Genomic DNA, 20,943 nt, shown 5'->3' on the forward strand with positions numbered 1-20,943 from the left:
GGTCGCAACCCATTTTCTCGGCTACCCCCCCCCCCCCCCCCCCCACTCCCCCCCCCCCCCCCCCCCCCCCCCCCCCCCCCCACCGGCCTCGTCCGAGTGGCCCAGAGGTGTGGAACCGGCTCCTCGGGCAACCCGGACGCCGACGACTCCGACAGACCGAATACGGGGGGCGACATGGCGGCCGGCGCTCGATGCGCGTTCACCATTGCCGCGGCTGCGCTCGCGGGCGGAGGCCTGAGCGTATGCGCTGTCCGCTGGTGGACACGTCGCACAACGAACCGACTGCCGGGCTGGCCGCTCCGGCCGCCCGAGTCGGCCGGGCCCCAGGAGGTCCTTCACTTGTACTGGAACAGCTTGCAGCCCCTTGATCTGACCTCCTAGGTTCTGTCAGGTCGATCATGTGCGGAGCCAGACGACGAGTGCTGCTCCGGTGACGGTGCCGAGGTAGATGTAGCCCACCCGGTGCACAATCCCGTCGATCACCTGCCGGTGATCACGCCGCCGCCCGCACCGACCGTTGCGCACCGGCAGGAACGGCTGTAGCCGTGCCCACTCCGCGTCCGACAGATCACCACGTTCACCCCGCCCCATACACAAGCCAACGATCCGACCAGGCGACAGTCACATGATCGGCCGGACAACCCCCAGGGGCATCCGTCCAGACAGCCGAGTCCGTTTCCAGGCGGGTGGAACAGTGGCTCAGCCGCACGCCGCTGGAGGGAGCGGGCGCCACCGCACGGGCGCGAGAACTCGGCGTCGGCCCACGGGCGTTGCGCCGCGCTGCACGCGAAAGGCCGGAGCCTGATTCCGCCAGAGAAGTCGAACCGTTCTCACGTCGTTTCCTTGCCGGATTTTCAGGAAGCGTATCCAACCCGCTCGAATTCCCCTGGATCGGTCTGCACTTCATCAATTTCGCACCATGAGACGGTTGTGCATAAATTGCGACGGATTGACGAACCGCCGCGTGGAACAAGCGCGTCTGACGGGCTGTACAAACGAACCAACGCCCGTCGGGGCCGAACACCAGAGGCACGACATTGTCTTCGTCCGCACTCGATGCGCCTCATCCTTCCCGCGAACCGGTCGGCCGCACGGCCCTGTTCCGCTCCGGAACAGCCGCCTCGCCCCGCACCCTCGTCGCCGTCCTCCAGTCCACCGCCGCCAGACACCCCGACGCACCGGCCCTCGACACGGGCACCGAGGTGCTGACCTACCGTGAGCTGTGCGCCGAGGCCGGACACCGTGCACGCCTGCTCTCCGCGCAGGGCATCGGCCCCGGAGACCGGGTGGGCGTCCGCGTTCCTTCGGGTACCGCGGAGCTGTACCTGTCGATCCTCGCGGTCCTGCACTGCGGAGCGGCCTACGTACCGGTCGACGCCGACGACCCCGAGGAGCGTGCCGCCACCGTCTTCCGCGAGGCCGGCGTGTGCCGCGTGCTCGGCCCGTACCCGCAGCCCGCGGAGCTGCCGCCGCCGGCGGGGAGCGCGGCGGAGCGCTCGGCACCCGCACCGGATGACGACGCGTGGATCATCTTCACGTCCGGTTCGACCGGCGCGCCCAAGGGCGTCGCCGTCACCCATCGTTCCGCGGCCGCCTTCGTCGACGCCGAGGCGGACCTGTTCCTGCGCGGCCGTCCGCTGGGGCCCGGCGACCGCGTCCTCGCGGGGCTGTCCGTCGCCTTCGACGCCTCCTGCGAGGAGATGTGGCTGGCCTGGCGCTCGGGCGCCTGCCTGGTGCCGGCCGAACGCTCGCTGGTGCGGGCCGGGCACGAGCTGGGCGGCTGGCTCGACGAGCGTGACATCACCGTCGTGTCCACCGTCCCGACCCTGCTGGCCATGTGGCCCGAGGAGGCATTGCGCCGGGTACGGCTTCTCATCCTGGGCGGCGAGGCGTGCCCTCCCGGCCTCGTCGACCGGTTCGCGGCTCCCGAGCGGGAGATGTGGAACACCTACGGGCCCACCGAGACCACCGTCGTCGCCTGCGCCGCCCGGCTGGAGCCCGGCCGGCCGGTCCGGATCGGACTGCCGCTGCCCGGCTGGGAGCTGGCCGTGGTCGACGAGGCCGGTGAGCCGGTCGCCTACGGGGAGCAGGGCGAACTGGTCATCGCCGGCGCCGGGACCGCACGCTACCTCGACCCCGCCAAGGACGCGGAGCGCTTCCGGCCGTGCTCGGCACTTCGCTCGCCGCGCGCCTACCGCTCGGGCGATCTGGTGCGCGCCGATCCCGAAGGACTGGTGTTCCTGGGCCGGGTCGACGACCAGGTCAAGCTCGGTGGGCGGCGTATCGAACTCGGTGAGATCGACGCGGCGCTGCTCGCTCTGCCCACCGTGCGCGGAGCGGCCGCGGCGGTGCAGACGACACCGGCCGGTACCCAGGTGCTGGTGGGCTACGTCCGCACGGAGGCCCGGCAGGGTCAGGCCGCCTTCGAGGCCGACGAGGCCAGGGCGCTGCTGGCCGAGCGGCTGCCCGCCGCGCTGGTGCCGCTGCTGGCCGAGGTGACCGACCTGCCCACGCGCGCTTCCGGGAAGGTCGACCGGAAGGCCCTGCCCTGGCCGGTACCGCTCGCCGGCGGAGCCGGCACCGGGGAGACCGCGCGCCCGTTGCGCGGGACCGCCGCCCGGCTGGCGGACGTGTGGGAGCAGTTGCTCGGTCTGCGGCCCGGCCCGGACAGCGACTTCGTGGAACTCGGCGGTACCAGCCTGACCGCGGCCCGGATGGCGTCGATGCTGCGCGGGGAGTATCCGGGACTGTCCGTCGCGGACCTCTACCGGCACTCGGTGCTGCGCCGCATGGCCGACCACCTCGACTCCCTCGCGGGCCCGACGGAGGCCGTACGGCCCGCCCGGCCGGTACCCCGGCGGACCGCTGTCGTGCAGTTCTTCGTCTCCATGGCCGGATACGGTCTCACCGGGCTCCGGGCGCTGGTCGGCCTCGCGGTGGCGGACGACGTGTGCGGCTGGGTCGCGCCGCACACGTGGGCACCGCACACCGCGTGGTGGCTGGTCCTCGTGGGCTGGGCCGTGCTGTTCAGCGCGCCGATGCGCTGCCTGATCGGGGCGGGCCTGGCCCGAGCGCTGGCGGGCTCCGTCACACCGGGCGCCCATCCGCGCGGCGGAGCGGCGCACCTGCGGCTGTGGAGTGCGGAACGCGCGGTGGCGGCGTTCGGCGTGCCATCCCTGCTGGGCACCCCGTGGGCCGCGTGGTACTCCCGGCTCCTGGGCTGCCGGACCGGGCGGGACGTGCGGTTGCATGCCATGCCCCCGGTGACGGGGCTGGCCGACCTGGGCGACGGATGCAGCATCGAGCCCGAGGCGGACATCGCGGGCTGGTGGCTCGACGGTGACACGCTGCACATCGGCCGGATCTCCGTGGGCGCACACGCGCGGGTGGGCCACCGCAGCACCTTGCTGCCGAACGCGGTCGTGGGACGCGGTGCGGAACTGACCGCCGGGAGCTGCCTGGCCACCCGCGTCCCGGACGGTCACGTGTGGACCGGCTCCCCGGCCCGGCCGGCCAGGCCCGCCGAACGCATCGCCGGCGCCGGATGGCCCGCGCCCCCACAGGACCGCCGGCGCCGCTGGCACCTGGCCTACGGGCTCTCCCTGACCGTACTGCCGCTGCTGTCCCTGCTGGCGGCGGCGCCGGCGCTGTTCGGCACCTGGCTGCTGATCCGCCACACCCCGACGCTGTCCGGCGCCGCGCTGCGACTGCTCGCCGCCGCACCGCTGTTCGCGGTGACGACCACGGTGTGCGGGATGGTCGTCACGGTGGTTCTCGTGCGCCTGCTGAACCGCTCGATCACGCCCGGTCTGCACCGCGCGGACGGTGGAGTGGCATGGCGGGTGTGGCTGGTGACACGCGTCCTCGACGGCGCCCGCGGAAGCTTGTTCCCCTTGTACGCGAGCCTGGCCACACCGCATTGGCTGCGGCTGCTCGGCGCACGGGTCGGCCGCGGCACCGAGATCTCCACCGTGCTGCCCCTGCCGTCCCTGCTGCGGGTGGACGACGGGGCGTTCCTCGCCGACGACACACTCGTCGCACCGTTCGAACTGCGCGCCGGATGGATGCGGCTGGGGCCCGTGCGCATCGGCACGCGGGCGTTCGTCGGCAACTCGGGGATCGTCGGCCCCGGCCACGATGTCGCCGACCACGGCCTCGTGGGTGTCCTGTCCGACGCCCCGGCGCAGGGCGGTCCCGGAATGTCGTGGATCGGGCGGCCGGCGATGCCGTTGCCGCGCGTGGCCGAAGCGGCCGATCCTGGACGGACGTTCGCGCCGCCCCGGCGGCTGGTGGCGGCCCGCGCTGCCGTGGAGCTGTGCCGTGTGCTGCCGGTGATCCTCGGCACGCTGCTGGCGGAGGGTGTGCTGCTCACGGAGCAGGCGGCCCTGGACATCGGCGGGCTGCCGCTGGTGGCGCTCCTGGGCGGGCCCCTGCTGCTGGCCGCCTCCGTGGTCGCGTGTCTGATCACGACCGGCGCCAAGTGGCTCCTGGTCGGCCGCTTCCGGCCGGCCGAGCGTCCGCTGTGGTCGCCGTTCGTGTGGCGCAACGAGCTGTTCGACACGTTCGTGGAGGTGCTGGCCGTGCCGTGGGGAATGGGGGCGCACCTGGGAACGCCCGTACTGAACTGGTGGCTGCGCACCCTCGGCGCGCGCATCGGGCGCGGAGTGTGGTGCGAGACGTACTGGCTGCCGGAGACCGATCTGATCCGCCTGGACGACGGGGTCAGTGTCAATCGCGGGTGCGTCCTGCAGACCCATCTCTTCCACGACCGGGTCATGCGCATGGACACCGTGCACCTGGCGGCCGGCGCCTCACTGGGACCGCACAGCATCGTCCTGCCCGGCGCCACCATCGGTACCGGCGCGTCCATCGCCGCTGCCTCGCTCGTGATGCGCGGTGAGACGGTACCCGACGGCACCCGCTGGGCCGGCAACCCCATCGCCGGTGTCCCCGGCACCGGTACTGGCCTACCGCTGGCCGGAGGTGAGGCGGCATGACCCGGTGCAGCCGGCGGGCGGTGATCCGCGGGGCGGCCCTGGTGCCGCTGACGGCGACGACCGAGGACCAGGGGCGGAGGCGGGCCGAACGCTACTTCCCCGCTCATGGGACGTACGACCACCGCACCCTCTCCTACGACCTGAGCCTGGCGTACGAGCCGGCCGCCGGCGTGCTCCGGGGCACGGCACGGATCCGAGCGGTGGCCAACCGGCCACTGCGCCAAGTGGAGTTGGACCTGGCACGGCTGACCGTGCACGGCGCCCGCGTCGACGGGGCCACGGTCCGTCCCGGCCGGCGGCGCGGCAAGCTGGTCCTGCCCGTGCGGCACCCGCTGGCGGCGGGCACGCCGTTCACCATGGAGATCAGCTACGGCGGGCGCCCCGGCCCGGTGCGCACGCCGTTCGGGGAGATCGGCTGGGACCGCACCGGCGACGCGCACGGCGGGACGCTGGTGGCCGCGCAGCCGCTCGGCGCCCCGTCGTGGTTCCCGTGCAACGACCGCCCGGACGACAAGGCCGAGTACGTCTTCCGGGTGACGGTGCCGCACGGCCATCAGGCGCTCGCCAACGGCACTCTCGTGGAGCGGCGTCGCACGGGGGCCACCGAGTGCTGGACGTACCAGCATGCCGGCCCCATGGCTCCGTATCTCGCCGCGCTGTACACCGGCCGCTTCACCCACGGCACCTGGGAGGCGCGGGACAGCTCGACCGGCCGCCGGATCACCGGCCGCGACGCCTACCCCAGCCGTCTCTCCCGGCAGGCCCGGCACGACCTCGGCCGGCAGCCTGCCATGTTCGAGGCGTTCACCCGCTGCTTCGGTCCGTATCCCTTCGAAACCTATGGCGCGGTCGTCGTGGACGCCGATCTGGACCAGCCGGTGGAGAACCAGACGGCGTCCGTCTTCGGCCGCAACCACATCGACGGGGAGCGCACCTGGGAGACGCTGGTCGCCCACGAACTGGTCCACCAGTGGTTCGGCAACAGCGTCAGCCTGCGCGACTGGCGCGACATCTGGCTCAACGAGGGTTTCGCCACCTACGGCGAATGGCTGTGGTCGGAGTTCCTCGGCGAGGACTCCGCGGACACCATCGCCCGCGCGACCTGGCGCGCCCTCGCACAGCGGGGCAGGGGCCTGCGGATCGCCGAGCCGGGCCCCGACCGCATCTTCGACGACCAGGTGTACGAGCGGGGCGCGTGCACACTGCACGCGCTGCGCCTGACGATGGGCGACGACCGCTTCTTCGCGATGCTGCGCGGCTGGCACCACGCCCACCGCGGCCGGAGCGCCGACACCGCCGCCTTCGTCGCCCACGCGGACCGGACCATGCCGGACGTGGTGGAACCCCTGTTGCGCTCCTGGCTCTACGACACCCGCCTACCGCCCCTGCCGGAGCCGGGAGACGCCCAGAGCTGAAAGCGGCCACCCGTCCGCAGGCCCCGTGCCGCACGCCGCTCTGGCGGAGGCGGACGCGACGGGAGGCGCCGGGTGGCCGCTCAGGCGAGGACCTCGGCGTCCCCGACCGGGGCGAGCCGGTCCTCGCCCCCGGCGATCACGACGGCTTGGGCGTCGCGCCGCCCTGACACACGTCCAGCACCGCGTCCAGGAACATCCGGGACTGCCGGTTCATCACGGCGAACGTGGAGGCGAGGACGAGCCGCCGGAGCATGGCCGGGTGCCTGAACGCGCGTGCCTGCGCCACCAGACGCCCATGGAGAACCCCAGCACGTGTGCGGAATCGAGCCGCTGATCGGTGAGGACGGCGGCGACGTCGTCGGCGAGGTCTTCGATGGTGTGGCCGTCGGGCGATGCGGGCGTCCGGCCGGAGCCGCGCAGGTCGATCGACATCACCCGGAAGCGGCCCGCCAGCGCCGTGCGCTCCGCCTCCCAGAACGAGATGTCGCCGCCCAGACCATGCAGCAGAACCCATCACCCGCTTTTCCTGCTGGTCACCCTGTACGGGCGACCCGGTGAAGGCCCGCTTCGTCGGCTGCCGGGCGGGACACCGTGGCGGACGTCATCCCCGGCGCAAGGTGCTCCCGGCAGCTGTTTCCGCGGCCCAACCATGGCCGTGCACCGGACGCGACCCCTAGTCTCTCGACCGTCTTGTCACCCGATCGGAAGCGAAGCACATGGCCTCTCCAAGACCCCTCGCGTCGGCCACCTCGTGGCTGGTACGCCTGTTATCCGCGCTCACCCTGGTCGCGGGCGGCGTCGTCTTCTTCTCCGGTACCGCCCAGGCCGCCACCATATGCGGCAACGTCTCGGTGCCGCCGGGCTACGTGATCACCTCGGAGTCGCTCACCGGGAGTTGTACCGGCGGCTACCTGACCGAGACCATCCAGCCCCCGTCCAACGGACTCGCCGTCTGCCTGAACGGCCCGGTCCCGACCGGCTACGCGGTCACCTCGATCTACAGCACCAACAACTGCAGCCAGTACCAGACCGGCCGGATCAACACGGTCACCAACGGCATGCGGATCTGCGGGAACTCCAATGGATCACTGCCGAACGGCTACGTGATCACCAGTGAGGGACCCGACAGCACCTGCTCGCAGTGGTACGGCGAGACGGTCAACGTCGCGAGCAACGGCATCGCCGTCTGCGGCAATTCGCCCATCCCGGCCAACTACGTGATCACCTCCAGTTACCAGAACGCAGCCTGCGGCATCTACCTCGGCGCCCGGCTCAACACCGCCTCCGACGGCATGACGTTCTGCGGCAACTCGCCGATCCCGGCCAACTACGTGATCACCGCGAACTTCCAGATCAGCAGCTGCGGCCAGTACCTGGGCGGCCGGCTGAACGTGGCCTACAACGGCATCATCGCCTGCGCAGACTCCCCCACCCCGCCCGGATACTGGGTCTCCGCGAGTGGCATCCAGTCGTCCGCGTGCGGCCCCTACCTGGCGGAACGCTTGAACAACAGCTGATCCCGGCACGCACCCCGGTCCGGCACGCCACCGGGTTGGTGGCGGGCCGGACCGGGAGTGGCGACGTAACGGCGCCTTGCTCAGGCGGCGTCGTCGGCGAAGTACTCGTTCAGTGGAGGTTCGTGCCGTGCCCGAGCTTCTCCGCGAGCCATGGGCGGAAACCCCGGAGCAGTTCGCCGTCCGTCCTTTCTTCCGGTGTCCTGCTGAATGGATTCCACCACCTGTTCGGGCCAATACGGAACACGAGAGGGTGTACGGCAGCCGGGCTGGACCGTGATGGTGCAGAGGCGTTTGGTGGCGCGGGTCAGGGCCACGTACAAGTCCCTCTCCCCGCCGGGGCGGGCCGAGGCGATTTCCTCGGGGTTCAGGACGACGACCGCGTCGAATTCCAGGCCGCGTGCTTCGGACGCCGGTACGACGCGTGCGTGGCGAGCGATGCCCCGGAGAGTCAGCTCACTCACCCTGGTGTTCGCACAGATCACTGCCAGCAGCTCATCCGGATGGGCGGTGCGCTGGGCGCGGAGTTCCTCAGCGACGGCGGTGACCAACTCCTTTGGGGGTGTGGTCACGGTGCGGGGGCTCTCACCGCTGCGCAGCGACCGCGTCGGCTTCTGGTCCGGAGCGATCCGCGCGAGCAGGTCCCGGACGCTCTCCAGGATCTGCTGCGTGGTGCGGTAACTGACGGTCAGGCTGTGCAGTTTGAACCGGGGCCCGATGTGCGGGGTCAGTGCTTCCTTCCAGTCGCGTGCTCCCGCGACCGGGCCCGCCTGGGCGAAGTCGCCCACCAGCGTCATCGCCCGTGCCGGGCAGCGGCGGACGACCATCCGCCACTGCATGGCGGTCAGTTCCTGCGCCTCGTCGACGACGACGTGCCCGTACGTCCGCTCCGGGGGGCCGTCGACCAGGCTCGCCGCCTCGTCCAGCAACGGCGCGTCGGCATCGGTCCACGGGTCGTCCGGACCGCGCAGCAGAAGGGACCGATCCCGCGCGGTCAGGCGGGGCAGGTGCTCGGCGAGAGCGCCGGCGTTCGTCAGGAGCGCCTTCACGAGGTCGCCGGGTGCCAGCCGCGGCCACAAGGCCCCGACCGCCTGGTCGACGCCGGCGTCCTGGAGGAGATCGGCGCGGATGGCGTCGAGGTCCAGCTCGTGGACCGGACCCGACTCGGCCGCACCTTCGGCACGGCGCTGAGCGGCTCCCGTGAACCGGTCGAGGTCGATGCCCGTCATCCTTTCGGCATCGGCGTCGATCTGCTCCAGGAGGTCCCCCATGTCTCGTCGCATCGCGTCGGTGACGGCGTCGACCAGGAGCTCTTTGAACACCTGGCGCGCGGGGTTGTGCCCCGGCACGGCTGCCACGGCGGCGTCGCGTGCGGTGGCGACTTCCTCGTCGGACAGGTGAACCCGTTCCTGTCCGACGCGCACGGTGAAGTCACCGGCGGGGGCCTGGTGGGCGCGCAGCAGGCCGGCCAAGGCGTCCGCGAGGTCGGAGCCGCCCTTGAGGCGCGCCGCGTCGAGCGGGCCGGCCGCGTCGGTGGACACTCCGGCCAGTTCCCGGCAGGTCGAGAGGACGACGTCGTTCTCGCCGAGCGAGGGGAGGACTCGGGAGATGTAGTCGAGGAACCGGGCGTTCGGGCCCACCACCAGGACGCCCTCCTGCGCGGCGCGCGGGAACGCGTACAGGACGTAGGCCGCCCGGTGCAGGGCGACCACCGTCTTGCCGGTGCCGGGCCCGCCCTGCACCACGGTCACTCCGCGGTGGGCCGAGCGGACGATCTCGTCCTGCTCGGCCTGCAGTGTCGCGACGGCCGCGTGCATCCTGCCCGTACGACGTGCCGACAGGGCCTCCGTCAACGGGCCGTCCCCCACGACGTCCTCGCCGGTCGGGGCGGTGCCGTCCAGGAGTTCGTCACTCACCGAGACGACCGTGCGTTCCTCGAGGCGCAGGTGCCGGCGCCGCCGCAGGTCCATCGGGTGGACCGGTGTCGCCTCGTAGAAGGGCCGCGCCGCGTTCGCGCGCCAGTCCACGAGCAGGGGCAGGTCGTCCTCCTGCCGGTGCAGGCCGATCCGCCCGATGCGCAGCGCGGTGCCGTCCGTCCAGTCGATACGCCCGAAGACCAGCCCCTTCTCGGCGCCCTCCAGCCGGCCGATTTCCGCGGCCAGACGCTCGGCGGCGAGTTCTCTCTCGTATGCCTCACCGGCGCTGTCCGCCGGGGCCTTCAGCACGTTCGCTCGGTCTGCTCGCGCCTCGGAAATCCGCTCGGTAAGCAACTCGTACATGGCGGACACATAATGCTGCTCCATGTCAACTGCACGCGCGGCGGGGTCATTCATTTTCGACAAAGGGGGCTCCTCCGATTCGAGCCACACCATACGGCCGCGGCCCCCTGAAGATAAGTCTTGACTTGGTTGATGAAGCCATGCCCTCAGGGCTGAATCCATGCCCGGCGGGCCGTATTTCGCGTGCCGAATTCCGCAGTTCTGAATATCGAGTAATTGCGTGTTGGAGCGGCCCTGGCGCCAGTGGGCACCCAGACGTGTCCTGTTACTCGAATGCCGGTGGAGTGGCTCGAATGTTGGTAGGATTGCCCGAGCTGGCGTGCCGGTCTTCACGCCGGATTTCTGGACCTCGCCCGTCGCCTGGGACGATCTCGTGGCGGTGATCGGGCGGTTCGACCGTTCCGTGCGCGAAGGCACTGCCGCGTTGGGCATCGACCCCGCCTTCATCCCGAAGCCCTGACGGACACCTCCGCCCACGGGCCGCAACTGAGCCCGCGCCACCCAGGCTCTCCTGGTTCCCACTGGATCGGAGAAAGTGATGCAGCCCGGACAGTATGAAGAGATGGCCGGCGCCGGGGAGGTTCCGGCACGGCTACGGAACGTCTTCTGGATGGGTGGCGGGAGCGGCGCGGGCAAGTCCACGATCGCCCGCCGACTCGCCGATCGCTACGGTTGGCGTCTCTACGCGACCGACGACGTGATGCGTGAGCACGCGGGGCGGACCACCCCCGAAGAGGCGCCGTATCTGCACGAGTTCATCGGCATGGACATGGATGAGCGATGGGTGAGCCGGACGCCGGAGGCCATGCTGGAGACGTTCCACTGGTTCCGGGGCGAGGGTTTCGGCCTGATCGTCGACGACCTCCTGCGCCTGCCGCAGGAGCCATGCGTCATCGTCGAGGGTTTCCGGCTGCTGCCGCACCTCGTGAAACCCCTGCTCGCTGCTCCCCACCACGCCGTCTGGTTGCTGCCCACACCCGATTTCCGCCAGGCCGCCGTCCAGAGCCGGTCGGCGCCGGGGCAGGGGTTCACAGGGCAGACCAGCGATCCCGCAAGAGCCTGCCGCAACCTCGCCGAACGAGACCGCATGTTCACGGAACGCCTGGAGGAGGAAGCCGGGCGTCTGAACCTGCGCACCATCCGCGTCGATACCACGATGACGGAAGACGACCTCGCCGAGCAGGTCACCACCGCGTTCGGCATCTGATGCCGGCCGTCCCGGCCGGGCGCGGACTTCGGTAGCGAAGGTGTCGGTCCGGCTTACCCGTTGTCGTCGCCGACGGCCAGGACGGTGTGGGCGGACGCCCTCAAGAGCCGGGCGCAGCGCCGGGTCATGGCGTCGGGCGACTGCTCGGGGTGGTTGATCCACCAGCGGACCAGGGCGGTGCACAGGCCCCGCCATGCGTACGTGAGGGCGTCGGCGTCGAGCGGGTCGCTGGTTCCGGCGGCGTGCAGCAGGTCCGCGGTGCCGATCGCGGCGAGGGCGTCGATGGCGTCGCGGTAGTGGGCCGCACGGTGGGCGGCTTCGCTGTCGGGCGGCAGCGAGGGGTCGTACAGGACGAACCATGCCTCGCGCTGTCCGTCGAGTGCGCTGAACAGCGCGCTCAGCACCCGCAGGAGCGTGGGCCGCGCGCCGGTGCCGGGTTCGGCCATCGCGGCGCGGATGCCGGCCAGGAGTCGGTCGCCGACCGGGGTGAGGCAGGCGAGGTAGAGGTCCTGCTTGCTGCCGAAGTACTGGTGCAGGAGAGGTTTGGTGACACCGACGCGGGCGGCGATGGCGGCCACGGTCGTGGCCTCGTAGCCGTGCCGGCCGAACTCCTCCGTGGCCGCGGCGAGCACCTGCCGTTCGCGCGCGGCCCTCGGCACGCCCTTGGTACCGACGAGAGCGTTGTCATTCCTGCGCATGCCCTACCTGCGCGATGGACTGGCCCGCATGGGGGCCGTCGTGGAGACCTTCGAGACGGCCGCCACCTGGGACACGATTCCCGCCCTGATCGATGCCGTCCGCAGCGAGGTCGGCGCCGCCGCCGCGCGGGCCAGCGGCCATCCGGCAACCGTCAACTGCCGCCTCACCCAAGTCTATCCCGACGGCGCAGCCCCCTACTTCACCGTGGCCGTCGCCGGCCGCCCCGGCGACGAGGTGGAGGTCTGGGACGAGATCAAAGCCGCCGCGACCGATGTCCTGCACCGCCACCGCGCCATCATCACCCATCATCACGCCGTGGGCCGCGACCACCGCTGCGGCTACGACCTCCAGAACCCGGAGCCCTTCGCGCTGGCGCTGCGCGCCGCCAAGGACGCCCTGGACCCCCACCGCATCCTCAACCCCGGCGTCCTGCTCGACTGACAAGACGGGGCAATCAGGCACGCGGGGGACGGCGTTTTGCCGGCTGGTCTGTCTTCGCGCGGCCCGATGACACCGACCGCTGTCATCACGAAGCCGGTGATCAGCAGCCCGCGGGACAGCCTCAGGCCCAGAGTGCCGGGTGCGGACGGTCGCGGGCCGAGCTGCGGCGCAGCCTTTCCACGGGGATCGTAGGTGATCTGCACGGTACTGCCGACCAGCACTCTGCCGTCGAGGACGAGTGCCGTCCCGTCGCCCAGGCGCACGCCGGACTGGTAGTTCCTGGAGCCGCTGTCGCCCTGCACGTACCAGGTCCTGGTGACCACGCCCGTGGCGGACACTCCGCGGTCGTGCAAGGCCTGCTGCTCGGTGTCCGTGCCGCCGATGATGCCCGCCGCGAACCAGGCGCCGAGGACCACGGTGACCCCGGCACAGCAGAGCACGGCTCTCCACCGGCCGGTCCGCTCAGCCCATCGCCGCCTGGCGTACCGGAAGGTCAGCACGGCCGCGCCGCAGTAGACCGGCATACCCGCCACCGTCAGCAGGGCCATCGTCCGAGCGGGGTGTCCACTGCGCCAGAGGTCCAGCAGGAGCCACAGCAACAGCAGCGAGATCCCCGCCGGGACGGCTGCCGCCAGCACGCACCGCGCCGCCCACGACAGCGCCCGTGCCGCCTTGCGCGGAAAGGTGCCCCTCATCGCGCCAGCGTGACCGACGGCTGTGCCCGCCGCAAGAGCCGGAGCGCTGCGCCGGTCGCGGCCTCGGCTTCGGCCTCCGTGCCGCGAGGGCTCCGGTGACGAACCGGCCGTGTGCGGACCTCGGTTCGCCGCCCGCGTCGCATATCCGCCAGGCCCCTGCCCGCGACCACCGCGAAGGCGAGGCGGGCCGCGCCGATTCAGGAGGCGAGCGGGTGCCGGGTCACTCCACCGTCCAGCCGATGTGGCCGATGCCGGTGGAGTAGATGGCGCAGTGCCCGGACGACTCCTCGGTCTGGCCCGGCTGGGCCGTCACGGAGTTGCCCTGCACGTCCGGTGCCCAGCCGCAGACGATGTCGGCGTGGAAGGTGACCGGGGCGCCGGTGTTGTTGGTGCAGTCCACCCCGCCGGTCAACGGATCGTTGTTGTGGATCCAGGTGGTGCAGTCCAGGCCGGAGCGGATGGCCGCGTGTGCCGGGACGGCGGACGCGGGCAGGGCGGCGGTGCTCAGCCCGAACAGGGCGGCGGCGACGGCCACGGCGGCGACGGTGCGATTCCTCAACTTTGCTCCCCAAGTCGGTCTGACGGTTCCTCCCAGGACTCTGCCCAGGAGAAACCGCGCATACCGACTCATTCGAGTGACACGAATCGAGCCACGCTCGCGGCGCGACACCGTCCTCGTGCGGATGCCCCGGAGAACTCCGGGGCATCCGCACGAGGGGTGGCGTCCGGCTTACGCTCGGGCCGCGGCGCGGCGGCGCAGCTCCTTCTTGTCGGGCTTGCCCACGTCGGTCAGGGGCAGTTCGGCCGGGAAGGTGATGACGGCCGGCTCGTACATCGGCCCGCGTTCGGCGCGTACGAAGGCACGCAGCTCGTCCGCGTCGGTCGTGGCGCCGGGGGCGAGCAGCACGGCGGCGTGGACGCGTTCCATACGGTCCTCGTCGCGGACGCCGAAGACGGCGCTCTGCTGGACCTGCGGGTGGCTGTTGAGCAGGTCCTCCAGTTCGGTGGTGTACACGTGACCGCCGACGACCACGATCATGTCCTTCAGCCGGTCGACCACGGTCAAGTAGCCGTCGGCGTCCCTGAATCCGACGTCACCGGTGTGCAGCCAGCCGTCCCGGAGGATCTCCGCGGTGAGCTGCGGCTGCTTCCAGTAGCCCTGCATGACCATGTCCGAGCGCACCACGATCTCGCCGTGTTCGCCGTCGGGGAGCGCGTTGCCGTCCTCGTCGCGGATCTCGACCTCGACGCCGTCCAGGATCTTCCCCGCGCTGCGCAGCCGCTCGGGGTGCGCGTGGTCGGCCGGGGAGAGGGTGCTGATCAGGCCCGCCTCGTTCTGCCCGTACCCCTGCATCAGCACGGGGCCGAGGCGGCGCAGGGCGTCGGCCAGTCGTGCCGGAGACGCCTGGCAGCCACCGTAGAGGACCTGGCGCAGCGTGGAGGTGTCGGTGTGCTCCATGCGCGGGTGGTCGAGCAACTGGTAGAGCAGGGGCGGCAGCAGCCACAGGTGGGTGATGCGTTCGCGCTCGATGGTCTCGAGCACCTGTCCCGCCTCGAAGTCGTCGAGCAGGACCACGGTGCCGCCGTACTCCAGCACGGCGTCCATGAGCAGGCCGGCGGCGTGCGCGATGGTGGTGGCGACGAGCTGGCGGTGCGTCAGGGCGGCGGACTCGTCGAGCGGGCGCGCGGAACGCTGCGCCTGCACCTGCCGGTAGGTGGTGCATATGCCCTTCGGGTGGCCGGTGGTGCCACCCGTGTGCCGGATGGCGCAAATGTCGTCCGGCTGGGCCTGGCTCACGAAGGGGTCTTCGGGCTGAACGGCGGCGAGTGCCAGCAGGTCCTCGCCGGATTCGGTCGGGCCGAGCACCAGCACCGACTTGACCGGCACCGACGCGGTGATGTCGGCGGCCCGGTCGGTCATCCGCGGATCGACGACCAGTGCCCGGCTCTCCACGTCGTGGACAATCGCGGCTTGTACGTCGGCGGCGAGCTTGCCGTACAGGTGGTTGACGCGGGCGCCGATCAGATTGGCCGCATAGCGCACGGCCACGGCCTCCGGCAGATTGCCGCTGAGCAGAGTCACCGTCTGGCCGCGTTCGATGCCCTGGGCCTGGAGGGCCCAGGCCATCCGGTGCACCAGCGCACGGAACTCGCCCGCGGTGACCCGCTGGTCACCGTATACGAGTGCCTCGCGGTCGGGGTTCTCCCGCAGGGCATCGAGGATGTGCTCCACATGGCTGCGGAAACGTGGGGCGACATCGGACATGTGTGATCCTCCTGAGCCGGAACGCAGGGGTGCGCGGACCGGCCTGACGATTGTTCATGTGTGGGGGGACAGGAGACGCGCGCCTCATGGCCTCGGTCGCGTGGGCGTTACTCCACACGGAATGGCGGCACACGCGTACCAAAAGGTTGCCTGGGCCAACCATGTGTCGACTCTAGGGCGTCACGCCGATCAACACGAAATCCGGCAGCCGCTCGGGGCGACTATCGGCCATGGCCTCGTGTGCCACGTAGTCCCTGGTCAGGGGTGGTTTTCGGTCAACTCGCGGGCGTGGGTGCCGCCGTCGGCTCGCGACGGCCGGGCCGGCCGCGGGCGCGGAGCCGGACGCGCGAAGAAGCCTCCCGGCCGGCCGCCGCGGCATGCCACAATCCCTACCGCCCGGTAACCCCCCAAGGGTGTCGACGAGTCGAGGAAAGTGCCCCATGGCCCGCGTGTTCACGGTGAGCGACAGCATCCACATCGACGTAGCGCCCGACGTCGCCTACCAGGCCATATGCCGGCCGGGTGACATGGGCCGCTGGAGTCCGGAGAATCTGGGCACCACGGAGGGGACGGGGCACGCGCCGGCAGGGCTCGGCACGACGTTCGTCGGACGGAACAGGCGTGGCAGGTTCCGCTGGGTGACCCAGTGCACGGTCACGGCGGCCGAGCCCGGCCGCCGCTTCGCCTTCCGCGTGCACGCCATCGGCATCGGCCGACCGCGCCTGCGCGGCCCGATCGCCAGCTGGGAGTACCGCTTCGAACCCGCCGACGGCGGTACGCGGGTCACCGAGACCTGGACGGACGACCGACGCGCCTGGCCCGCCTTCGCGGCCGACGCCTTCGACCGAATCGCCACCGCGGGACACACCTTCGCCGCGTTCCAGGCCCGTAACATCCGCGCGACGCTGCGCAACCTCAAGCGGGACCTGGAGACCGGCGCGAACTGACGCCGGGCCGGGGGGTTCTGCCGGCCTCGGGCGGCCGGTCGTGCTCGACGGGCCCGCCGGGTACGGCCGTCGGCCGTGCCCACGCCGGGGCGCCGGGCACCGCCGCTCGGCCGCCGCACCCCCAGCCGTGCGGCCGGGCGCGGCTCGATGTCCATGAAACGCGCCCCTCCCCCGGCTCCCGAGCCCGGACTTCGGCGCTCAAGCCGTTCTCAGTCTGTTGCGCAGCCTTGACGGTATTGGTCTGGGCCAATACCGTCTGCCTCGCACAGAACTGCACATGACTCAACACCGCGTATTTTCGCCACAGTTGACGACATGCCCGCCGGCCGGGACACGCGAGCCCGGCCGTCCGCTGCGGGACTGCCGGTCGATGGCAACCCGAGAACTTCGGAGGCCAGACTTATGCGACTACCCCTTACGAGGGCACGACGCGGCGGATGGCAGAGAGCGCTCTCTCTGATTCCCGTCGTCGTGCTGACGGTGGCGACCAGCGTCCTCACGACGCTGAACGCCGAGGCGGCGGTGCCCCCGGCGCCGTCGGGCTTCACGCTCACCTGGAGCGACGACTTCAACGGTGCGTCCGGCACCGGCATCGATCAGAGCCTGTGGAAGTACGACACCGGGCCGGGCAGCAACTTCGGCACCGGCGAGATCGAGACGATGACCAACAGCACCTCGAACGTCTACTACGACGGTCAGGGTCATCTCGTGCTCCAGGCCCTGCACTCGGGTTCCGACGCGCGCAGCGGATGGACCTCCGGGCGCGTGGAGACCCAGTCGGCGGGCTTCGGCGCCCCGGCGGGCGGTGTCGTACGCATCGAGTCGGTCCTCCAGCAGCCGAACGTCACCACCGCCAACGGCGCGGGTTACTGGCCGGCGTTCTGGATGCTCGGCGCGCCGCTGCGCTCCGGTGTGACCTGGCCGAAGTCCGGCGAGATCGACGTCATGGAGGACATCAACGGCCGCAGCTCCGTCTTCAGCACCCTGCACTGCGGTGTGAATCCGGGGGGACCGTGCAACGAGTCGACCGGCATCGGTTCCGGTGAACGCGCCTGTTCCGGCTGCCAGACCGGCTTCCACGACTACGCGGTCGAGATCGACCGCTCGGTGTCGCCGGAGCAGATCAGGTTCTACCTCGACGGGAACAACTTCTACACGATCAACGCCAACCAGGTGGACGCCACGACCTGGTCCGACGCGGTCGACCATCCCTTCTTCATCATCTACGACCTGGCGATCGGCGGCGGCTTCCCGGACGCCTTCGGCGGGGGCCCGAACGCGTCCACGGTCTCCGGCGGCAAGCTGGTCGTCGACTCGGTGGCCGTCTACAACAAGGCGCCCGGCTCCGGAGGCGGTGGCGGCGGTTCGGTGAGCGGGCAGACGATCACGGGCCCCGGCGGCAAGTGCGTGGACGTGGCGGGCGACGACACCGGCGGCGATGGTACCGCGGTCCAGCTCTGGGACTGCCAGTCGGCGGCCAAGGACCAGCACTGGACCTGGAGCGGCCAGACCTTGCAGACCCTCGGCAAGTGCCTGGACATCGCGGGCGGCAACAGCGCGGCCGGTACGCAGCTCCAACTGGCCAACTGCAACGGCGGCGGCTACCAGAACTGGGTGCGGCAACCGGACGGCACGCTGCGGAACCCGACCAGCGGCCGGTGCATCGACTCGCCGTCGGGTGCCACCGCGAACGGCACACGCCTGCAGATCTGGGACTGCAACGGCTCCGCCGCCCAGCAGTTCGCCATCGGTACGCCGATCTACGGGCCGGGCGGCAAGTGCGTGGACGTGGCGGGTGACGACACCGGCGGCGACGGCACCGCGGTCCAGCTCTGGGACTGCCAGCAGGCCACGTCGCTCGACCAGAAGTGGACCTGGAACGGCCAGACCCTGCGGACGCTGGGCAAGTGCCTGGACATCGCGGGCGGCAACAGCGCGGCCGGTACGCAACTCCAGCTCGCCAACTGCAACGGCGGCGGGTACCAGAACTGGGTCGCCAACGCCGACGGCTCGATCTCCAATCCGACCACCGGCCGGTGCATCGACTCGCCGTCGGGTGCCACCGCGAACGGCACACGCCTGCAGATCTGGGACTGCAACGGCTCCGCCGCCCAGAAATTCTCGCTGGCATGAACAAGGCGCGCCCCGTCTGAAAGGAGGCGGGGCGCGTCGGAGGGCCGCGCCTCGACCGGCGCGGCCCTTCGGCGTCATGGACGGAGAGGGGCCTCGTCGCCCGGCTTGCGATCACCGCGGGGAGCCGCTTGTGAGGCGGGGTAGGTGGCGGGTTCGGTCGCGTAGCGGCTCATGACGTCGATTGTGGCTGCCGTCCTCCAGGACCCGCATGCGCGTGGTGCCCGGCACGATCGTCTCGCCCTCGCCTCACGCCGGGTCGCGGTGGCTGTCCAGGACCGGTTCCGCGGCGCCGATACCGTGCGGGTATCGTTGCAGGGTGGAGTTACGGACCTTGCGCTACTTCGTGGCGGTCGCCGAGGAGCTCCACTTCGGCCGGGCCGCCTCCCGGCTGCACATGAGCCAGCCGCCGCTGAGCCGCGCGATCAAGCAGCTGGAGGCCGATCTCGGGGCGCTGCTCTTTGCCCGCTCATCGGCCGGCGTCACGCTCACCGCGGTGGGCGGGGTGCTGCTCGACGAGGCGCGGGCCCTGCTCGACCACGCCGACCGTGTCCGGGAACGCGTGCGCGCGGCGGCCGGCGCCGCCACCCTCACCGTCGGCATCCTGGGCGACGCCGCCGACCCGGCGGTGGCCAGGCTGGCCGCCGCCTACCGCCGGCGCCACCCCGGCATCGACATCCGCATCCGTGACACCGATCTGACCGACCCCACCTGCGGACTGCGCGCCGGGCTGGTGGACGTCGCGCTGACCCGGTCGCCGTTCGACGCGACCGCCCTGACGGTGCGCGCGCTGCGGTCCGATCCGGTCGGCGTGGTGCTGCGTGCCGACGATCCGCTGGCCGGCCGCGACGGGCTGCGGCTGGCCGAGCTGAGCGACCGCCGCTGGTTCCAGTTCCCGCAGGGCACCGACCCCGTCTGGCAGTCGTACTGGAACGGCGGCCGGCCCCGCGAGGGACCGGTCGTACGCACCGTCCAGGAATGCCTGCAGGCCGTGCTGTGGAACGGCACGGTCGGCCTGGCCCCGCTCGGACACGACCTGCCCGCGGAGCTGGCGGTGGTGCCGCTGGCCGACATGCCGCCGAGCCGGGTGGTCGCCGTGTGGAACGAGGGTGACCCCGACCCGTTGATCCGATCCTTCATCGAGATCGCGGCGGCCGTGTACCGTCCCTGAGCACCGGCAGCCGGTCGCGCCCTGCCCTCCCGACCCGTCCTTCCGGCCCTTGCGGGGGCTGTGCCGAGGGCCTAGCCTCGGGCTCCGCGGGGCCGACGGCGGCCCGAGTGACCGGAGGGCTGGTCAGCGCGTGCGAGACAGAGCGACACCCCCGGTGCCGGCGGCGCCCGCGCCGGCGCAAAGACGGCACGAACAGGGCCCGGCCGCGCGGTTCGCCGCCGGTCCCGCGCTGCGCCCCGCCGGGCTTGCCGCCCTCCAGCGGACCGCGGGCAACGCGGCCGTCACCCGATATGTGCAACGTGTGCGGGGCCAGGGTGCCCCCGGTGTCAGGGAGGAGGCACGGCGGTATGCCGCCGATCCCACCGCCCACGGCGAATGGGCCACATTCCGCGACATGATGGACCGTGTGGGCTTTCCCCAGGACGTCACGGACGCCGCTTGGCAGCTGATCCTGGGCGGCATCGCCGAACAGGGACAGCTCAACGACGAGGCCCTGGCGATGTTCACCGAACGCCAGGCGCAGCGCGACCACCGCGCGTCGAACAGCTGGTACCAGGAGCTGGTGCGGCTCGTCGGCGACTACCTGGAGATCGACCGGCCGACGATGGCCCTGTGGTCCGGCGGCATCGACACCAGCGTCTACGCACGCTCCAAGGGCCATACGCCCCTGGAGTCCACCCCCTTCGGCAGCGTGGTCAACGAACTCCAGCTGACCATGGACTGGATGCTCAAGACGCCGATGTGGAACGTGCTGTCCAAGGCGTTCGTGACCCGCGCCCGCGGCCCTGTCCACATCTTCCTGCGGGCGTACAACCCCGACAGCGTCCTCATCGCACAGGAGGTCCCGCAGCTGCGCGTGGTCATGGCGCTCAACCCGGCGGTGGAACTCGTCTGGCACCCGGTCTACACCACGGCCGACGGAAGGCTGATGGAGGTCACCGACGACCTCGAACTGGCCCCGGACGCGACCTACCGCACCCGTGATCTGTGCGTACGGGCCCTGTACGACTACCTCCGGCTCAAACACGACCCGGCCAACAACCGGTCCGAGCGCGCCAACGCGGACATGGGCGCCCGCCTCGCCGCCAACGGGAACCAGCCGTGACCCCGGCCCGGCCCCGAGCCTTCGGGCTCGCCACTCCCCCGCCGCCCTTTCGGTCTCCTCGGCGGGACCGGCGCGGT

At 71.4% G+C, this 20,943-nt stretch carries 15 protein-coding genes and 3 pseudogenes; 10 read left to right on the forward strand and 8 right to left on the reverse strand.

What is annotated here, in order from left to right:
* Positions 1-459: 459 nt before the first annotated feature.
* A pseudogene (locus ACZ7EC_RS00965) lies at positions 460-591 on the reverse strand (transposase); the annotation flags it as partial.
* 446 nt (positions 592-1,037) lie between these two features.
* Here ACZ7EC_RS00965 and ACZ7EC_RS00970 point away from each other — a divergent pair.
* Complete coding sequence (locus ACZ7EC_RS00970) at positions 1,038-4,997, forward strand: Pls/PosA family non-ribosomal peptide synthetase (protein ID WP_471055911.1); 3,960 nt, start codon at positions 1,038-1,040, stop codon at positions 4,995-4,997.
* Positions 4,994-6,412 carry a M1 family metallopeptidase gene (locus ACZ7EC_RS00975; RefSeq protein WP_471055914.1) on the forward strand — a complete coding sequence of 473 codons (1,419 nt, stop codon included), beginning with the start codon at positions 4,994-4,996 and terminating at the stop codon, positions 6,410-6,412. The genes ACZ7EC_RS00970 and ACZ7EC_RS00975 overlap by 4 nt, the downstream gene beginning before the upstream one ends.
* 136 nt (positions 6,413-6,548) lie before the next feature.
* On the opposite strand, the gene ACZ7EC_RS00980 is transcribed toward ACZ7EC_RS00975, so the two are convergent.
* Together ACZ7EC_RS00980 and ACZ7EC_RS00985 are read right to left on the reverse strand one after the other, a co-directional pair.
* Positions 6,549-6,698 carry a hypothetical protein gene (locus tag ACZ7EC_RS00980; RefSeq protein WP_471055917.1) on the reverse strand — a complete coding sequence of 50 codons (150 nt, stop codon included), beginning with the start codon at positions 6,696-6,698 and terminating at the stop codon, positions 6,549-6,551.
* A 17-nt stretch (positions 6,699-6,715) separates the two neighbouring features.
* A pseudogene (locus ACZ7EC_RS00985) lies at positions 6,716-6,919 on the reverse strand (alpha/beta fold hydrolase); the annotation flags it as partial.
* Positions 6,920-7,128: 209 nt separating this feature from the next.
* Here ACZ7EC_RS00985 and ACZ7EC_RS00990 point away from each other — a divergent pair.
* The gene (locus ACZ7EC_RS00990) at positions 7,129-7,929 is read left to right on the forward strand and encodes a hypothetical protein (protein WP_471055920.1); all 801 of its coding nucleotides are present in this window, start codon (positions 7,129-7,131) and stop codon (positions 7,927-7,929) included.
* Positions 7,930-8,009: 80 nt separating this feature from the next.
* On the opposite strand, the gene ACZ7EC_RS00995 is transcribed toward ACZ7EC_RS00990, so the two are convergent.
* Positions 8,010-10,205, reverse strand: coding sequence for a HelD family protein (locus ACZ7EC_RS00995; protein ID WP_471055922.1), 2,196 nt, complete (start codon positions 10,203-10,205; stop codon positions 8,010-8,012).
* 319 nt (positions 10,206-10,524) lie between these two features.
* Between ACZ7EC_RS00995 and ACZ7EC_RS01000 the strand changes: the two genes are divergently transcribed.
* Both ACZ7EC_RS01000 and ACZ7EC_RS01005 read left to right on the forward strand, forming a co-directional pair.
* Positions 10,525-10,665 (forward strand): hypothetical protein, encoded by a 141-nt coding sequence (locus ACZ7EC_RS01000; protein WP_471055925.1) that lies wholly within the window; start codon positions 10,525-10,527, stop codon positions 10,663-10,665.
* Positions 10,666-10,743: 78 nt separating this feature from the next.
* Entirely contained in the window at positions 10,744-11,412 is a 669-nt protein-coding gene (locus ACZ7EC_RS01005; protein WP_471055928.1) for an AAA family ATPase, read from the forward strand.
* A 53-nt stretch (positions 11,413-11,465) separates the two neighbouring features.
* Here ACZ7EC_RS01005 and ACZ7EC_RS01010 read toward each other — a convergent pair whose 3' ends face one another.
* On the reverse strand, positions 11,466-12,110 hold the full coding sequence (locus ACZ7EC_RS01010) for a TetR/AcrR family transcriptional regulator (RefSeq protein WP_471055931.1): 645 nt from the start codon (positions 12,108-12,110) through the stop codon (positions 11,466-11,468).
* Here ACZ7EC_RS01010 and ACZ7EC_RS01015 point away from each other — a divergent pair.
* Positions 12,097-12,552, forward strand: a pseudogene (locus tag ACZ7EC_RS01015) (FAD-linked oxidase C-terminal domain-containing protein); the annotation flags it as partial. The gene ACZ7EC_RS01010 and the pseudogene ACZ7EC_RS01015 overlap by 14 nt on opposite strands.
* Here the strand turns inward: ACZ7EC_RS01015 and ACZ7EC_RS01020 are convergent.
* The 3 genes from ACZ7EC_RS01020 to ACZ7EC_RS01030 all read right to left on the reverse strand — a co-directional run bounded on the left by ACZ7EC_RS01020 (position 12,450) and on the right by ACZ7EC_RS01030 (position 15,513).
* Positions 12,450-13,247, reverse strand: a complete 798-nt coding sequence (locus tag ACZ7EC_RS01020) for a hypothetical protein (protein WP_471055933.1) — start codon at positions 13,245-13,247, stop codon at positions 12,450-12,452. The pseudogene ACZ7EC_RS01015 and the gene ACZ7EC_RS01020 overlap by 103 nt on opposite strands.
* 220 nt (positions 13,248-13,467) lie before the next feature.
* The gene (locus ACZ7EC_RS01025) at positions 13,468-13,806 is read right to left on the reverse strand and encodes a hypothetical protein (RefSeq protein WP_471055936.1); all 339 of its coding nucleotides are present in this window, start codon (positions 13,804-13,806) and stop codon (positions 13,468-13,470) included.
* A 171-nt stretch (positions 13,807-13,977) separates the two neighbouring features.
* A complete protein-coding gene (locus ACZ7EC_RS01030; RefSeq protein WP_471055939.1) occupies positions 13,978-15,513 on the reverse strand; it encodes an AMP-binding protein in 1,536 nt (511 codons plus the stop codon).
* A 440-nt stretch (positions 15,514-15,953) separates the two neighbouring features.
* Between ACZ7EC_RS01030 and ACZ7EC_RS01035 the strand changes: the two genes are divergently transcribed.
* The 4 genes from ACZ7EC_RS01035 to ACZ7EC_RS01050 all read left to right on the forward strand — a co-directional run bounded on the left by ACZ7EC_RS01035 (position 15,954) and on the right by ACZ7EC_RS01050 (position 20,866).
* The gene (locus tag ACZ7EC_RS01035; RefSeq protein ID WP_471055942.1) at positions 15,954-16,460 is read left to right on the forward strand and encodes an SRPBCC family protein; all 507 of its coding nucleotides are present in this window, start codon (positions 15,954-15,956) and stop codon (positions 16,458-16,460) included.
* Positions 16,461-16,931: 471 nt separating this feature from the next.
* A complete protein-coding gene (locus ACZ7EC_RS01040) occupies positions 16,932-18,593 on the forward strand; it encodes a ricin-type beta-trefoil lectin domain protein (RefSeq protein WP_471055945.1) in 1,662 nt (553 codons plus the stop codon).
* Between the two features lie 331 nt (positions 18,594-18,924).
* On the forward strand, positions 18,925-19,761 hold the full coding sequence (locus tag ACZ7EC_RS01045) for a LysR family transcriptional regulator (RefSeq protein WP_471057774.1): 837 nt from the start codon (positions 18,925-18,927) through the stop codon (positions 19,759-19,761).
* Between the two features lie 130 nt (positions 19,762-19,891).
* Positions 19,892-20,866 (forward strand): hypothetical protein, encoded by a 975-nt coding sequence (locus ACZ7EC_RS01050; RefSeq protein ID WP_471055948.1) that lies wholly within the window; start codon positions 19,892-19,894, stop codon positions 20,864-20,866.
* Positions 20,867-20,943: the final 77 nt, after the last annotated feature.

This window comes from Streptomyces sp. NPDC037203 (genome assembly GCF_055605065.1).

Excerpts from the sequence above, each read along its gene's own strand:
- ACZ7EC_RS01005 (WP_471055928.1), top strand. The coding sequence starts at position 10,744 with ATGCAGCCCGGACAGTATGAAGAGATGGCCGGCGCCGGGGAGGTTCCG.
- ACZ7EC_RS00990 (WP_471055920.1), top strand. The coding sequence starts at position 7,129 with ATGGCCTCTCCAAGACCCCTCGCGTCGGCCACCTCGTGGCTGGTACGC.
- ACZ7EC_RS00975 (WP_471055914.1), top strand. The coding sequence starts at position 4,994 with ATGACCCGGTGCAGCCGGCGGGCGGTGATCCGCGGGGCGGCCCTGGTG.
- ACZ7EC_RS01020 (WP_471055933.1), bottom strand. The coding sequence starts at position 13,247 with ATGAGGGGCACCTTTCCGCGCAAGGCGGCACGGGCGCTGTCGTGGGCG.
- ACZ7EC_RS01035 (WP_471055942.1), top strand. The coding sequence starts at position 15,954 with ATGGCCCGCGTGTTCACGGTGAGCGACAGCATCCACATCGACGTAGCG.
- ACZ7EC_RS01010 (WP_471055931.1), bottom strand. The coding sequence starts at position 12,110 with ATGCGCAGGAATGACAACGCTCTCGTCGGTACCAAGGGCGTGCCGAGG.
- ACZ7EC_RS00995 (WP_471055922.1), bottom strand. The coding sequence starts at position 10,205 with ATGTACGAGTTGCTTACCGAGCGGATTTCCGAGGCGCGAGCAGACCGA.
- ACZ7EC_RS01030 (WP_471055939.1), bottom strand. The coding sequence starts at position 15,513 with ATGTCCGATGTCGCCCCACGTTTCCGCAGCCATGTGGAGCACATCCTC.